The sequence below is a fragment of the Hankyongella ginsenosidimutans genome (genome assembly GCF_005144965.1).
GTDB classification, from domain to species: domain Bacteria; phylum Pseudomonadota; class Alphaproteobacteria; order Sphingomonadales; family Sphingomonadaceae; genus Hankyongella; species Hankyongella ginsenosidimutans.
In genome coordinates this window covers 1,487,364-1,501,304 of sequence record NZ_CP039704.1, presented here as the reverse complement: position 1 = coordinate 1,501,304, position 13,941 = coordinate 1,487,364, and the positions used below count along the sequence as shown (strand labels likewise).

The window sequence follows — 13,941 nt, the reverse complement described above, 5'->3', positions numbered from 1 at the left end:
AGGTCATGAGGACCTCCTCAGGTGCCAGACGGGCGCGCGCGGATCGCTGCCGCGCTGGTAGACATAGGCATAGCGGTCAAGCGCTGCCTTGGCGGCTTCGGCGCTGACCGCGGGATTGAGGACGAACTGATCGATGCCGCAGCGGGCCATGAAGGCGATCTGATCGGCCAGGACGTCGCCGACAGCGCGCAGCGCGCCGGTATAGCCAAGACAATCCCGCAGGATGCGCGCCGACGAATAGGCGCGGCCGTCGCGGAATTTCGGGAACACCAGGTCAATGAGGTCCAGACGCGGCAGATGGTCGGCGAGCGTGCGGGCGTCATCCTCCGGCATCAGGCGCACGCCGCGCGCGGGCGTCTCGGCCAGGCGCTTGAGGTCGACCACGGCCGCGCCGTCCGCAGGCACGTCCGCCGAGCCCGGCACATAGCTCCAGTCCAGCGCCGCATCGCGCAGGTTGAGCCGCACGCCGGAGACGTCCACGTCGATGGCGGCGCGCTCCTGCTCCCGGCGCTCGATCGCGGGGTTAGCCATAAACGGCCTCCTTGAAGGTCTGGGCCGGTGCGGCGGTAGGTGTCGAGGAAGCGCTCGCCGGGCTGGCGGACGCCGCGATAATGCTCGATGACTTTTCCACCGCGTCGATCACGCCGGCTTCATCGAAGCCGGGGCCGAGGATTTCCGCGACCGACGCGTCCTCCGCACCCGAACCGCCCAGCAGCAACTGGTAATTCTCGACCCCTTACGGTCGACGCCGAGGATGCCGATGTGGCCGGCGTGGTGGTGGCCGCAGGCGTTGATGCAGCCGGAGATCTTGATCTTCAGCTCGCCGAGATCCGCCTGGCGGCTCCAGTCGGCGAAGCGCTCATGAAGCTTCAGCGCCAGCGGGATCGAGCGGGCGTTGGCGAGGCTGCAATAGTCCAGCCCCGGGCAGGCGATGATGTCCGAGACCAGGCCGACATTCGCGGTGGCAAGGCCGATCTCGGCCAGCCTGCGCCAGATCGCCGGCAGATCGGCGGAGCGGACGTGCGGCAGCACCAGGTTCTGCTCGTGAGTGACGCGGATTTCCCCGAAGGAACAGGCATCGGCCAGTGAGGCAATGGCGTCCAGCTGGTCAGCGGACGCATCCCCGGAATGCCTGCCGTGCCGTCCGCGTTCAGGGGCTTGAGGCTGATGGTCGCAACCCTGTAGCCCTGTGCCTTGTGGCTGGCCACGTTGCGCTGGACCCACTGGGCGAACGCCGGCTCGGCCGCCAGCGCCGCCTCGAACGCCGCATCGGTTGCAGTGGCGTCGAACGGCGGCGGCGCGAAGAAGGCGGCGATCCGCGCGATCTCGGCATCCGGCGCATCGACACCCTGCTTCAGGATCGACTGCCATTCTTCATCGACCTGGCGCGAGAACTCCTCCGCGCCGATCTCGTGCACGAGGATCTTGATGCGCGCCTTGTAGATGTTGTCGCGGCGGCCGTAGCGGTTGTAGACCCGCATGATCGCCTCGACATAGCTGAGGAACTGCGCAGTCGGCAGGAACGGCTTGATCAGCTTGCCGACAATCGGCGTGCGGCCCATGCCGCCGCCCACATAGACCTCGAAGCCCGTTTGCCCGCCGGCGTCCTGCACCATGCGCAGGCCGATGTCGTGGAACAGGATGGCGGCGCGGTCGCTGGGTGCGCCGGTCATCGCCACCTTGAACTTGCGCGGCAGGTAGGAAAATTCCGGGTGGAAGGTCGAATACTGGCGCAGCAGCTCGGCCCAGGGGCGCGGGTCCGCCACTTCCTCGGTGGTCGCGCCGGCGAACTGGTCGGTGGTGATGTTGCGGATGCAGTTGCCGGAGGTCTGGATGGCGTGCATCTCGACGTCCGCAAGCGCCTGCAGGATGTCGCCGGCCTCCTCCAGCTTGATCCAGTTGTACTGGACGTTCTGGCGGGTGGTGAAGTGCGCATAACCCTTGTCGTAGCGCCGGGCGATGTGCGCCAGCTGGCGCACCTGCGCCGAGGACAGCGTGCCGTACGGGATGGCGACCCGCAGCATGTAGGCATGGAGCTGCAGGTACAGGCCGTTCATCAGCCGCAGCGGCTTGAACTGGTCTTCGGTCAGTTCGCCGGCCATGCGGCGGGCGATCTGGTCGCGAAACTCGTCGACCCGGGTCTGGACGATCGCCTTGTCGAAATCGTCGTACCGGTACATGTGCGCCTGAACCGGCGCGGTGCGCAGCGCTGCAAGGCTCATGCCTTTGCTCCCATTCTGAAGTCCGCCTGCTTGCCAAGGTCCGGCCGCACGCTCGGGCCAAACGCCCGCACCCGCTCGCGCGCACGCACGGGCAGCGGGCCATCGGTGGTGTCTTCGACATCGACGAAATAGGGTTCGACCACCCGGCGGGCGGCGACCTCGGCCTCGGCGAAACGTTCGGCCGCAGCCGTGTCGGCCACGATTGCGGCCGCGCGGATGTCGCGGCTCCAGCCTTCGCCCGTCCAGTAGACGACGTCCCCGGTCGGCAGATCGTTGGCGTTCAGGATTTGCGGCATGTTACTCGCTTTCCGCGTTTTCGAGCGCCGGTATGGCGAAAGTCTGCGGCGTCAGCGCGGCATAGGCCGCGACTGCGCCGACCACGATCAGCGCCGGGCTTTGCACATTGTGTTCGCGCACGAGATCGGCCAGCCGGTCCAGACGCCCGCGCAGGACCCGCGCGTCCGGTCGCGCGCCATTCTCGATGATGGCCACTGGAGTCGACGCCGGCTGGCCGTCCGCCATCAATTTGGCGGACGTATCGGCAGCGGTCGCCAGCCCCATGTAGATCACCAGCGTCCGCCCCGGCCCCGCCAGCCCGCGCCAGTCCTGCGCTGCGAGGTCACGTTTCTGGCCGGCGACGAAGGTGACGCTGCTGGCCAGTTCCCGGTGGGTCAGTGGCATGCCGACGCCCGCAGCGCAGCCGAGCGCCGCCGTGATGCCGGGGATGATGTCGACCGGGACCCCGGCGGCATGTGCGGCTTCCATCTCCTCGCCGCCCCGGCCGAAAATGAACGGGTCGCCACCTTTGAGGCGCACGACATACTGGCCGCTCTGCGCCTCTGCGACCAGCAGCGCGTTGATGGCGTCCTGCGGCATGCTGTGATGGTCGCGGCGCTTGGCGACGTTGATCAGCAGCGCCTCCGGCCGCACGAGATCCAGAATGCGCGGGTCGACCAGGCCGTCATGCACGACGACATCGGCTGCGCCGAGCGCGCGCGCTGCACGTACGGTCAGGAGGTCCGGATCGCCGGGGCCGGCGCCGACCAGACTGATGCGCCCGCCGGAGGCATGGCGCGACAAGGAATGCGTAAAGGGCATGGGTATCCTCATAACAGGCCCCAAGTGGGGTGGTCGGCGCAAGGCGCAAACCAGCTTTCTTGGGTCAGGACAAGCCTGACTTGGCGGCGCGCGCAAGACGAGCCGTTGTTCGCGAGGTATGGCCCAAACAGGCATTTCGCGCGTAATGTGGTGCAAACCTGTTGGGAGACCGCCGATGATCCGCCGACTTTTCACCGCCGCCCTCGCCATGAGCATGCTTGCAAGCCCGGCGCTCGCAGCGCTCAAGCCGGGCAAGAGCGCCCCCACTTTCACGACGCAGGCCTCGCTTGCCGGCAAGCCGTTCAGCTTCAGCCTCAGCGACACCCTGAAGAAAGGGCCGGTGGTGCTGTATTTTTATCCGGCCGCCTTCACGCCCGGCTGCACGCTGGAGGCGCGCACCTTTGCGGACATGATCGGCGACTTCACCGCCGCTGGCGCCACCGTGGTCGGCATCTCAGGCGACGATATCGCGACCCTGAACAAATTCTCGGTCAAGGAATGTCAGAGCAAGTTCGCGGTCGCCGCCGCAAGCAAACAGACCATCGCCGACTATGACGCGAAGCTGGCGCTGCTGCCCGGCAAGGCGAGCCGGGTTTCCTATGTGATCGCGCCGGACGGCAAGATCATTTACACGCACAGCACCGGCACGCCGGTCAGCCATGTCGAAGGCGCGCTGAAAGCGGTGCGCGACTGGAAGGCCGCGCAGAAATAGCCGGTAAAGCGAGGAACCCGATGGCCGACGATGAAGACTATGTGTACGATGAAGCCAGCGGCGACTGGGTGCCCGCCAGCACGCTGCAAGCGCCGACGGCCGAAGATGCCGTCGAGGTGCGCGACGCGGTCGGCAACCTGCTGGCAGACGGCGACCAGGTGACCCTGATCAAGGACCTGACGGTGAAAGCGCCGGCCAGACCCTGAAGCGCGGCACGCTGATCAAATCCATCCGCCTGACCGGCGACCCGCAGGAAATCGACTGCAAGTACGATGGCATCAAGGGCTTGGTGCTGCGCGCCGAATTCGTGAAGAAGCGCTGAGCCGTCCACGCAGGCCGACCGTAGTGTCTAGTTTGAAAAGTCCGCTCGTGGTGAGCTTGACGAACCACGAGCCGCTCACCCTTCGTCAAGCTCAGGGTGAGCGGCAGAATTTCAAACTGAGGCACTACCAGGCCGACCGTTGACTCGGCCCGGTCGACGTCGCATGTACGGTGCCGATCAGGCGGGTCTGCTGCGCGCAGCGGTCCGCCTGTTGTCGTTTCACGCCCGGCCATCAAGCAAGACCGGGACGCCCACCGCTGGGGACCGCCGATGACTTCTGCGATCATGCCTACCTACGCCCGGGCCGACATCGAAATGGTGCGCGGCGAAGGCGTCTACATGTTCGACGCGCAAGGGCGCAAATACCTCGATTTCATCTCCGGCATCGGCGTGATGGCGCTTGGCCACTGCCATCCGCACCTGGTGAAGGCGCTGCACGAGCAAGGTGCCAGGCTCTGGCACACCTCCAACCTCTATCGCATTCCGCTCGCCGAACGGCTGGCGGAACGGCTGGCGGCGGTGACCTTCGCCGACACCATGTTCTTCACCAACTCGGGCGCGGAAGCCTGGGAGTGCTCGGTCAAGGTCGCGCGGTCCTACCACCACGCGATGGGCACGCCGCAGAAGTTCCGCATCATCACCTGCTCGAACGCGTTCCACGGCCGCACCATGGCCGGCATCGCTGCAACCGACCAGGAAAAGCTGCGCAAGGGCTTCGAGCCCCTGCCTGACTGGTTCAAGGTGGTGCCGTTCAACGATCTCGCCGCGGTTGAGGCCGCCATCGACGACAGCGTCGGCGCGATCAAGTTCGAGCCGATCCAGGGCGAGGGCGGTTTCACTGCCGCGACCCCTGAGTTCATGACCGGCGTGCGCAAGCTGTGCGACGACCATGGCCTGCTGATGATCCTGGATGAGATCCAGTGCGGCGTCGGCCGCACCGGCAAGCTCTTCGCCCACGAGCATTACGGCATCACCCCGGACGTCATGTCGATCGCCAAGGGCATCGGCGGCGGCTTCCCGGTCGGCGCATGCCTTGCGACCGAGCGCGCCGCCATCGGCATGACCGCCGGTACCCACGGCAGCACCTACGGCGGCAACCCGCTCGCCATGGCGGTCGCCAACGCGGTGCTCGACATCGTGCTTGAGCCTGGGTTCCTGGAGCATGCGACGCAGATGGGCCAACGGCTGGAGGCGGCGTTCCAGCAGCTGACGCCGAACCTCGACGACATCTTCGATCCGGACGCGCCACTTCCGGGCATGGGCCTGATGCGCGGCATCAAATGCAAGGTGCCCAACCGGGATTTCGTCAATCACGCCCGCTCGGAGGGCATCCTCGCCGCGGCCGCCGGCAAGGACGTGATGCGCTTCCTGCCGCCGCTCATCATCGAGCAAAACCACATCGACGAAGCGTGCGAACGGATCTCCGCCGCCGCCAAAACCTACCGCAAGCCCGAGGCATAGGCGGCGAGGCGCGAAGGATTGACCATGGTTCGCCATTTTCTTGACCTGTTCACCGTCGGATCGGAAGCCTGCCGCCTGATCGTCGACCATGCGCGCAGCCGGAAGGACGCGCGCGCCGACCTGCCGCGCGGCGCGGTCGACGCTGACAGGCCGCTCAGCAACCATGCCCTGGCCTTGATCTTCGAGAAGCCCTCGACGCGCACCCGCGTCTCGTTCCAGATGGCCATGCACCAGCTCGGCGGCACCTGCCTGACGCTCAGCGGCGCGGAACTGCAACTGGGCCGCGGCGAGACCATCGAGGACACCGCGCGCGTCATGTCCCGCTATGTCGACGCGCTGATGCTGCGCACGGCCAGCCATGCGACCGTGACCGACCTCGCGCGCGCCTCCGCCGTGCCGGTCATCAACGGCCTGACCGACCTCAACCACCCCTGCCAGGCGCTGGCCGACGTGATGACCTTCGAGGAACATCGCGGCACGGTCGCCGGCAGCACCTGGGCCTGGCTCGGCGACGGCAACAACATGGCCAACGCGCTGATCGAGGCGGCCGGCGTGTTTGGTTTCCACATCCGGCTCGGCGTCCCGACCTCGCATTTGCCCAACGCCGCCGTCGTCGAGCAGGCGCGCGCGTGCGGCAGCACGATCACCTTCTGCCCTTCCGCAGACGACGCCGTGGCAGGGGTCGATGCGGTCGCAACCGACACCTGGGTCTCCATGGGCCAGATCGGCGGCGCCGCCAAGCTGGCCGCGATGAAGCCCTATCAGGTGACCGCGCCCCTGATGGCCAAGGCGAGCCCAGAGGCTGTATTCCTGCACTGCCTGCCCGCGCATCGCGGCGAGGAAGTGACCGACGCCGTGATCGACGGCCCGCAGTCGATCGTGTGGGACGAGGCGGAAAACCGGCTGCATGCGCAGAAGGCGATCCTGCTGTGGTGCCTGAACTGCCTGTGAGCGACAGCCCATCCATCCAGGTCGGCGCTGTGGTGCGCATGGTCGATGTCGCGCAGTCTTTCCACGTGGAGAGTCTGGATGCGCGCGGCCGGCTTGCGCGCCTTGGCCCGGTGCTGGACGAGGTGCTGAGCGCGCACAGCTACCCAGCGCCTGTCACCCGGCTGCTGGCGGAAGCCTTGACCCTGACCGCCCTGATCGGCGTGACGCTGGCGACCGACGAAGGCGCGCAGGTGACCCTGCAGGTGCGCAGCGACGGGCCGGCCTCCCTGCTGGTGTGCGATTACATGGCCCCAGGCGCGATCCGCGGCTATTGCGGCTTCGACCCGGCGCGCATCGCCGGACTGTCCGGCGACGCCGACCTGCCGAGCCTCGCCGGCAGCGGCTATCTGGCGCTGACCATCGACACGTCCGGTGAGGCCAAGCGCTACCAGGGCATCGTCGATCTCGATTCGCCGACGCTGCAAGATGTCGCGCAACGCTATTTCGAGAACTCCGAACAGCTCGGCACCTGGCTGCGCATGGACGTGCGTCACGACGCTGTCGACGACCGCTGGCTGGCCGGCGGCGTGCTGCTGCAGCACCTGCCGCGCGGCGAGGAAGGCGGTCCACGCCTGTTCGCCAAGGAGCACCCGGACGAAAATGGCGTCATGCCGTCACCCTGCTGCAGACCTTGACCGCCGAGGAACTGACCGACCCCAGCGTCGGGTTCGATGTGCTGCTGTGGCGACTGTTCCACCAGGAGCGCGTGCTGGTGCATGAGCCGTTCCCGCTCACCAAGGGCTGCCGCTGCTCGATTGAGCGGATTCAGGCGGTGTTGCGCCAGTTCAGCTTCGAGGACCTGATGGAGATGCGCGAGCCGGACGGCTCGTTCCGCGTCAATTGTGCCTTCTGCTCGCGCGACTGGATCATCGAACGTCCCGAGCCGAACGACCGCTAGTGTCCCGAATCTGAAATCCGTTACACCCGATATCAGGCGCGGTTGGATTTCAGATTCGAGAAGGACACGAGCAAGATATTGTTTCTCGTGTCGTTTTCGGAATCGAAGTTCGCGCACGAGTTCGATATCATGGTGTAGGGGCCGGGCCGACAAGGCTTGTTTGAGAGCGCCGAAGCAAAATCCTCCCCTCTAGGGAGGTGTCCGTCTGAAAGACGGACGGTGGGGTAAGAAATCCCAAAATGGGCCACGACCCGCGAGAATCGCGCGTTTACGGCGCGCGTGGTATCTGTTAATGTTCTCAGTGGCGTAATGCGTCGGCGGGCTTATATGAAGCACGGCTCGCCGCCAGACGCTTTTGTTCGACTAACGAGGAGAAACCAACATCCGTCCGCCCATGTCCCGCGCCCCATGGCCCCGCCGCCGCAGAGTGGCCCCGCCTACAACGAATTCATCCGCGCACCGCAAGTCCGCGTCATCGACGAAAATGGTGAAAACCTCGGCGTTCTCAACACTTGGGATGCGCGCGAAATGGCCGCCGACGTCGGCCTGGATCTCGTGGAAATCTCGCCGAACTCCGACCCGCCGGTGTGCAAGTTTCTCGACATCGGCAAGTACAAGTACGAGTCGCAGAAAAGGCCGCTGCTGCCCGCAAGAGCCAGAAGGTGCAGGAAGTCAAGGAAGTGAAGATGCGCCCGAGCATCGACGACCATGACTACCAGACCAAGTTGAAGGCGATCGGCCGGTTCATCGAGGACGGCGACAAGGTGAAGGTCACCTTGCGCTTCCGCGGCCGCGAAGTCGCGCACAACGTGTTCGGCCTCAAGCTCATGGACCGGATCGCTGGCGACACCGGCGAGTACGCCAGGTCGAACAGGCCGCCAAGATGGACGGCCGGCAGATGATGATGGTGCTCGCCCCGCGCTGACGCCACCTGCCGGTTCCGGCTTTTCCTGGTGCGGTCCGCACGATAAGGTCCCTGCATGATGCGCTTTGACGATGGCTTCTTCTGGTCGCGGGACGGCATTCGCCTGCACTACCGCGACTATGCCGGCCCGCAGACCGGCCGGTGCTGGTCTGCCTGCCGGGGCTGACCCGCAACTGCCGGGATTTCGAGGGCGTGGCCGAGCGCCTGGCCGGCCAGTGGCGGCTGGTGTGCCCGGACATGCGCGGCCGTGGCGATTCGGGCTATGCGCCGGACCCGCTGTCCTACACGCCGCTGGTCTACATGCAGGACATCGAGGCGATGGTGGAGGCGCTGTCGCTCGAGCGCATTGTGTTTCTCGGCACGTCGCTTGGCGGGTTGCTCACCATGTTCCTCGCCGGCCCGCTCAAGGACCGGATCGCCGGTGCCATGCTGAACGACATCGGCCCGACGCTCGAGGCGGTCGGCCTGCAGCGCATCGCCGGCTACGTCGGCAAGATCGGGCCGTGGCCGACCTGGGTGCATCTGGCGCGCCACCTGGCGGCGACCGGGGCTGACGTGTTCCCCAAGTTCGATCTCACCCAGTGGCTGGTGTTCGCCAAGCGGGTGGCCTGCGTTCAGCCCTCCGGCCGCATCGTGCTCGATTATGATCCGCGCATCGCCGAGCCGTTCCGCGTGCCCAACGGGGCCGCCGGCGTCGCCGACCTCTGGCCGGCGTTCGAGGCGCTGGCCGGTGTGCCGAGCCTGTCGCTGCGCGGCGCGCTCTCCGACCTGTTCACCGCTGAAACCCAGGCGGAAATGGCCCGGCGCAACCCGGACATGGCGATCGTGACCGTGCCTGACGTCGGCCACGCCCCAACCCTGGACGAACCGGAAAGCATCGCGGCTATCGACGCGCTGCTGGCGCGGGTTCTGGCCGCGCGCGCCGCGGCCGCATGAACGAAACCATCGCCCTGGTCGACGACGACCGCAACATCCTGACCTCCGTCAGCATCGCGCTCCAGACCGAGGGCTATATGGTGCGCATCTATTCCGATGGCGCGTCCGCCCTGAAAGCGCTGCTGGAAAACCCGCCTGACCTCGCCGTGCTCGACATCAAGATGCCGCGCATGGACGGCATCGAGCTGCTGCGGCGCGTCCGCGAGAAATCCTCGCTGCCGGTGATCTTCCTGACCTCGAAGGACGACGAGATCGACGAGGCGCTGGGCCTGGCCATGGGCCGACGACTATATCGGCAAGCCGTTCTCCCAGCGCCTGCTGCTGGAGCGTATCCGCGCGGTGCTGCGCCGGGCGGCCGCACGCGCCGAGACGACCGACACACCCGCCGAGCCGCCGCGCCCGCCGGTGGTGCGCGGCCGGCTGAACATGGACCCCGCGCGCCACAAGGTCACCTGGAACGGCCACGACGTTTCCCTGACCGTCACCGAGTTCATGATCCTGGAGGCGCTGGCGCAGCACCCCGGTTTCGTGAAATCCCGCGACCAGTTGATGGACGCGGCCTACAGCGACGACGTGTATGTCGACGACCGCACCATCGACAGCCATATCAAGCGGTTGCGCAAGAAGTTCCGGCAGGTCGATGGCGAGTTCAAGGGATCGAGACACTCTATGGCGTCGGCTACCGCTTCAACGAAGATTGAGGCGCAGCGGCTGGAGCGGCTGCCCCGGCCCTTCTATTCGCCGCTCAGCCTGCGGATTCTCGCCGTCAACGCGCTCGCGCTCGTCATGCTGGCCGGCGGCGTGCTGTACCTCGACCAGTTTCGCAGCCGGCTGATCGACCAGCGCCGCCAGGAATTGATGACGCACGCCCAGTTGACGGCAACCGCGCTCGCCGAACTTTCCGCCGCGCACGCCGGCCCGCCGATGCAGCGCGCCGAGGCGATCCGGCTGGTGCGCGCCTTCGCGCAGACCAGCAAGGCGCATATCCTGCTGGTCGCGCACGATGGCCGGCTGGTGCTGGACAGCGTGGCCGACGCCGGCGGCGCGGACCCGCTGGCGGCGCGCAAGCGGCGGCGCACCTTCGGGCCGGTCTCGGCGGAAATCCTCGACCGCCTGATCGAGACCGTGGGGTCGTTCCCGGCGCTTGACGCCTATGCGCCGCCGACCCCGCAGACGGTTGGCCGCTGGCCGGAAACAGTGGCGGCGCTGCGCGGCACGACCGCCAGCCACCTGCGCCGCCTGCCGGACACCGTGGTCGTGGTCAGCGTCGCCGCGCCGATGCTGCTGGCGGACGGGGACCGCGGTGCCATCGTGATGATCACCGGCACCCGCGACATCACGCAGGTGGTGCGCGACGAGCGGCTGGCCTCGTTCCATATTTTCCTGCTGGTGCTGGGCCTGACCCTGCTGATCTCTCTGTTCCAGGCGCGCACCATCGTCCGGCCGATCCGCCTGCTGGCGGCGGCGGCGCAGCGCGTGCGGCTGGGACGCGCCCGCGGCGTCGCCATGCCGCGCTTCGCCGGCCGCACCGACGAGATCGGCCATCTGGCGCGTGCGCTCAGCGCGATGACCGAGACGCTGCACGCGCGCATGGATGCAACCGAGGCCTTCGCCGCCGATGTCGCGCACGAGATCAAGAACCCGCTCAGCTCGCTGCGCAGCGCCGCCGAGAGCCTGGAGCGCACGACCGACCCGGCGCTGCACCGCCGGTTGCATGCGGTGATCCGGGACGACGTCAACCGGCTGGACCGGCTGATCTCCGACATCTCCAACGCCTCGCGGCTGGACGCCGAGCTGTCGCGCGGGCAGTTCGAGCGCCTGGATTTCAGCGCGCTGATCGGCGCGGTGTGCGATTACTACCGGTCGAGCGGGCTGCCGCGCGGCATCCACCTGGTCGACCGGGCCCTGCCCCGGCATCGCGATGGTGCGCGGCATGGAGCTGCGGCTGGGGCAGGTGCTGCGCAACCTGATCGACAACGCCCTTTCCTTTTCGCCGGACGGCGGCACAGTGCGCGTGACGCTCGAGCCGTCGGGCGGCGATAGCTGGCAGATGTCGGTGGACGACGACGGGCCGGGCATCCCGGCCGAGAACATGGCCGACATTTTCAAGCGCTTCTATTCCCAGCGCCCGGTCGATGAGACCTTCGGCCAGCACTCCGGGCTCGGCCTTGCCATCGCCAAGCAGATCGTCGAGGGCCATGGTGGCGCGATCCTGGCGCAGAACCGCGCCGAGGGCGGCGGCATCAGCGGCGCGCGGCTGATCGTGCGGCTGCGCCGCGACGCCTGATGGAGACCGTGCACGCCAGTTGCGTCGCCGTCTTCGGTCGCGGCGTCCTGCTGCTTGGCGAGTCGGGGGCCGGCAAGTCGAGCCTGGCCCTGCGCCTGATCGACCGCGGCGCCATGCTGGTCGGCGACGACCGGATTTGTCTGCACGAAGACGGCGGACTTTTCGCAAGCGCACCCTTGCCGCTCGCCGGCCTGATCGAATCGCGCGGGCTCGGCATCCTGCGCCTGCCGTACCGGCGCAAGGCCCGGCTGGCGCTGGCCGTTACGCTGGCGGCGGCCGAACGCCTGCCGGAACCGGAGTGCTGGCGCTGGAAAAGCCAAACGTTGCCGCTCGTACGCATCGACGCAAATGCAGCAGATGCTGCGCAAAAGGTCGAACGCGCCTTGAGTGAATACGGTCTTTCGCTAAAGTCGGCATCATGAGCGATCTTCAACCCGATCCGCCGCGCTCGCAGCGACGCATCCTCATCGTCACGGGGATGTCGGGCGCTGGTAAGTCGACGGCGCTGAAGACGCTCGAGGATATGGGCTACGAAGCGGTCGACAACATGCCGGTCGGCCTGCTGAGCCGGCTTCTGCAAGTGACCGACGACAACCCGACCCACGACGCGGACCGGCCGCTGGCAATCGGCGTCGACGCCCGCACCCGCGCCTTCAACGCCGAACGGATCGTCGAGCAGCTGAAGGAGCTGGAAAGCGCGGTTGCGATGGAAGTCGTGGTGGCGTTCCTCGACTGCGCCGGCGAGGAACTGGCGCGCCGCTTCTCGGAAACCCGCCGCCGCCACCCGATCGCGCAGGACCGCCCGGTGCAGGACGGCATCGCCCGCGAGCGCGAGATGCTCGCGCCGCTGCGTCGCTGGGCGCAGGTGGTGCTCGACACGACGGACGATTCCGTCCACCAGTTGCGCCACCGCCTCGGCCAGCTGTTCGCGCTGAGCCGCTCCGCGCGCCTGACCTTGACGCTCATGAGCTTCGGCTTTGCGCGCGGCGTGCCGCGCGACGCCGACATGGTGTTCGACATGCGCTTCCTGCGCAACCCGCACTGGGACGAGGGGCTGCGGCCGATGACCGGGCTCGACCCCGATGTGGGCTGCTACATTGCCGCCGACCCTGCCTACCACGACGCCTTCACCCGCATCATGGACCTGCTGCTGCTGCTGCTGCCGCGCTACCAGCACGAGGGAAGGCCTACCTGACCGCCGCCTTCGGCTGCACCGGCGGCAAGCATCGCTCGGTCTACCTCGCCGAACAGGCGGCGTGCACCCTGCGTGCGGCAGGCTACGACCTCACGGTGAATCACCGCGACCTGAAAGTCCACGCGCAGAACGCCGGGGAAGCGCAAGTAGAGTTGATGCGAGTATGATCGGTCTGGTTCTTGTCACGCATGGCCGCCTGGCCGAAGAGTTCATCGCCGCGATGGAGCATGTCGTCGGACCACAGGAGGCGGTGCGCGCCGTCTGCATCGGGCCGGACGACGACATGGAGCAGCGCCGGCTCGACATCCGCGACGCCGCGCATGCGGTCGATAGCGGCCATGGGGTCGTGGTGCTGACCGACATGTTCGGCGGCACGCCGTCCAACCTGGCCATCTCGCTGATGGAAGAGCCGAACCTGGAGGTGATCGCCGGCATCAACCTGCCGATGCTGATCCGGCTCGCGACCGTGCGCAAGCAGGCCAGCGTACACGATGCGGTCGTGGCGGCGCAGGAGGCGGGGCGCAAGTACATCTCGGTCGCCTCGCAGATCCTGGCGGGCGCTTCGTGACCGAACAGCCTGCAGTGGCCCCGCACCAAGCCATCGTCCGTATCGTCAACAAGCGTGGCCTGCACGCGCGCGCGTCCGCGAAATTCGTGACGCTCGCAGCGGCCTTCACTGCCAGGGTCGTGGTGGCAAAGGATGGGTCCGAGGTAGCCGGCACCTCGATCATGGGGCTGATGATGCTGGCAGCGGCGCTTGGCGACGAAATCCACATCAGCGCCCATGGGCCGGACGCCGCGGAAGCACTCGCGGCACTGGTCGCTCTGGTTGGCAACCGCTTCGACGAGGGCGAGTAGGCGCTCCCGGCGCGGGTCAGTTTGAAATTCTGCCGCT

General features: G+C 67.3%; 13 protein-coding genes and 6 pseudogenes. 15 read left to right on the top strand and 4 right to left on the bottom strand.

From position 1 onward, the window contains the following. Positions 1-3 precede the first annotated feature (3 nt). The 4 genes and pseudogenes from E6W36_RS08765 to cobA form a co-directional block, all read right to left on the bottom strand. Positions 4-531 (bottom strand): DUF934 domain-containing protein, encoded by a 528-nt coding sequence (locus E6W36_RS08765; RefSeq protein WP_222872339.1) that lies wholly within the window; start codon positions 529-531, stop codon positions 4-6. Continuing rightward, positions 524-2,180, bottom strand: a pseudogene (locus E6W36_RS08760) (nitrite/sulfite reductase). The gene E6W36_RS08765 and the pseudogene E6W36_RS08760 overlap by 8 nt, the downstream one beginning before the upstream one ends. Before the next feature lie 38 nt (positions 2,181-2,218). Continuing rightward, positions 2,219-2,518, bottom strand: a complete 300-nt coding sequence (locus E6W36_RS08755) for a DUF2849 domain-containing protein (protein ID WP_222872338.1) — start codon at positions 2,516-2,518, stop codon at positions 2,219-2,221. A gap of 1 nt (position 2,519) precedes the next feature. Continuing rightward, the gene (gene cobA, locus E6W36_RS08750) at positions 2,520-3,320 is read right to left on the bottom strand and encodes a uroporphyrinogen-III C-methyltransferase (protein WP_246047448.1); all 801 of its coding nucleotides are present in this window, start codon (positions 3,318-3,320) and stop codon (positions 2,520-2,522) included. Positions 3,321-3,495: 175 nt separating this feature from the next. On the opposite strand from cobA, the gene E6W36_RS08745 reads away from it, so the two are divergent. From E6W36_RS08745 to E6W36_RS08675, 15 genes and pseudogenes are all read left to right on the top strand, one after another. Then, the gene (locus E6W36_RS08745) at positions 3,496-4,032 is read left to right on the top strand and encodes a peroxiredoxin (protein ID WP_222872336.1); all 537 of its coding nucleotides are present in this window, start codon (positions 3,496-3,498) and stop codon (positions 4,030-4,032) included. Positions 4,033-4,052: 20 nt separating this feature from the next. After that, a pseudogene (locus E6W36_RS08740) lies at positions 4,053-4,354 on the top strand (alkylphosphonate utilization protein). A 270-nt stretch (positions 4,355-4,624) separates the two neighbouring features. Further along, positions 4,625-5,815 (top strand): aspartate aminotransferase family protein, encoded by a 1,191-nt coding sequence (locus tag E6W36_RS08735; protein WP_222872335.1) that lies wholly within the window; start codon positions 4,625-4,627, stop codon positions 5,813-5,815. Positions 5,816-5,839: 24 nt separating this feature from the next. Then, complete coding sequence (argF, locus tag E6W36_RS08730) at positions 5,840-6,766, top strand: ornithine carbamoyltransferase (protein WP_222872334.1); 927 nt, start codon at positions 5,840-5,842, stop codon at positions 6,764-6,766. Next, entirely contained in the window at positions 6,748-7,440 is a 693-nt protein-coding gene (hslO, locus tag E6W36_RS08725; RefSeq protein ID WP_222872333.1) for an Hsp33 family molecular chaperone HslO, read from the top strand. The genes argF and hslO overlap by 19 nt, the downstream gene beginning before the upstream one ends. Continuing rightward, on the top strand, positions 7,437-7,703 hold the full coding sequence (locus E6W36_RS20605; protein ID WP_222872332.1) for an Hsp33 family molecular chaperone HslO: 267 nt from the start codon (positions 7,437-7,439) through the stop codon (positions 7,701-7,703). Before hslO ends, E6W36_RS20605 begins: the two co-directional genes overlap by 4 nt. Positions 7,704-8,111: 408 nt before the next feature. Beyond that, positions 8,112-8,628, top strand: a pseudogene (gene infC / locus E6W36_RS08715) (translation initiation factor IF-3). A 55-nt stretch (positions 8,629-8,683) separates the two neighbouring features. Then, positions 8,684-9,564 (top strand): annotated as a pseudogene (locus E6W36_RS08710) (alpha/beta fold hydrolase). Next, positions 9,561-10,265: pseudogene (locus E6W36_RS08705) on the top strand (response regulator transcription factor). The pseudogenes E6W36_RS08710 and E6W36_RS08705 overlap by 4 nt, the downstream one beginning before the upstream one ends. Then, positions 10,234-11,607: a histidine kinase dimerization/phospho-acceptor domain-containing protein gene (locus tag E6W36_RS08700; RefSeq protein ID WP_222872331.1), complete on the top strand. Its 1,374-nt coding sequence runs from the start codon at positions 10,234-10,236 to the stop codon at positions 11,605-11,607. Before E6W36_RS08705 ends, E6W36_RS08700 begins: the two are co-directional and overlap by 32 nt. Further along, the gene (locus E6W36_RS08695; protein ID WP_246047447.1) at positions 11,498-11,851 is read left to right on the top strand and encodes an ATP-binding protein; all 354 of its coding nucleotides are present in this window, start codon (positions 11,498-11,500) and stop codon (positions 11,849-11,851) included. The genes E6W36_RS08700 and E6W36_RS08695 overlap by 110 nt, the downstream gene beginning before the upstream one ends. Continuing rightward, the gene (locus E6W36_RS08690) at positions 11,851-12,273 is read left to right on the top strand and encodes an HPr kinase/phosphorylase (RefSeq protein WP_222872329.1); all 423 of its coding nucleotides are present in this window, start codon (positions 11,851-11,853) and stop codon (positions 12,271-12,273) included. The genes E6W36_RS08695 and E6W36_RS08690 overlap by 1 nt, the downstream gene beginning before the upstream one ends. After that, positions 12,270-13,213, top strand: a pseudogene (gene rapZ / locus E6W36_RS08685) (RNase adapter RapZ). Before E6W36_RS08690 ends, rapZ begins: the two are co-directional and overlap by 4 nt. After that, positions 13,210-13,614, top strand: a complete 405-nt coding sequence (locus E6W36_RS08680; RefSeq protein WP_222872328.1) for a PTS sugar transporter subunit IIA — start codon at positions 13,210-13,212, stop codon at positions 13,612-13,614. Before rapZ ends, E6W36_RS08680 begins: the two are co-directional and overlap by 4 nt. Continuing rightward, complete coding sequence (locus tag E6W36_RS08675; protein ID WP_246047446.1) at positions 13,611-13,904, top strand: HPr family phosphocarrier protein; 294 nt, start codon at positions 13,611-13,613, stop codon at positions 13,902-13,904. The genes E6W36_RS08680 and E6W36_RS08675 overlap by 4 nt, the downstream gene beginning before the upstream one ends. The last annotated feature ends 37 nt before the right edge of the window (positions 13,905-13,941 follow it).

Excerpts from the sequence above, each read along its gene's own strand:
- E6W36_RS08765 (WP_222872339.1), bottom strand. The coding sequence starts at position 531 with ATGGCTAACCCCGCGATCGAGCGCCGGGAGCAGGAGCGCGCCGCCATC.
- E6W36_RS08755 (WP_222872338.1), bottom strand. The coding sequence starts at position 2,518 with ATGCCGCAAATCCTGAACGCCAACGATCTGCCGACCGGGGACGTCGTC.
- cobA (WP_246047448.1), bottom strand. The coding sequence starts at position 3,320 with ATGCCCTTTACGCATTCCTTGTCGCGCCATGCCTCCGGCGGGCGCATC.
- E6W36_RS08745 (WP_222872336.1), top strand. The coding sequence starts at position 3,496 with ATGATCCGCCGACTTTTCACCGCCGCCCTCGCCATGAGCATGCTTGCA.
- E6W36_RS08735 (WP_222872335.1), top strand. The coding sequence starts at position 4,625 with ATGACTTCTGCGATCATGCCTACCTACGCCCGGGCCGACATCGAAATG.
- argF (WP_222872334.1), top strand. The coding sequence starts at position 5,840 with ATGGTTCGCCATTTTCTTGACCTGTTCACCGTCGGATCGGAAGCCTGC.
- E6W36_RS08700 (WP_222872331.1), top strand. The coding sequence starts at position 10,234 with ATGGCGTCGGCTACCGCTTCAACGAAGATTGAGGCGCAGCGGCTGGAG.
- E6W36_RS08695 (WP_246047447.1), top strand. The coding sequence starts at position 11,498 with ATGGAGCTGCGGCTGGGGCAGGTGCTGCGCAACCTGATCGACAACGCC.
- E6W36_RS08690 (WP_222872329.1), top strand. The coding sequence starts at position 11,851 with ATGGAGACCGTGCACGCCAGTTGCGTCGCCGTCTTCGGTCGCGGCGTC.
- E6W36_RS08680 (WP_222872328.1), top strand. The coding sequence starts at position 13,210 with ATGATCGGTCTGGTTCTTGTCACGCATGGCCGCCTGGCCGAAGAGTTC.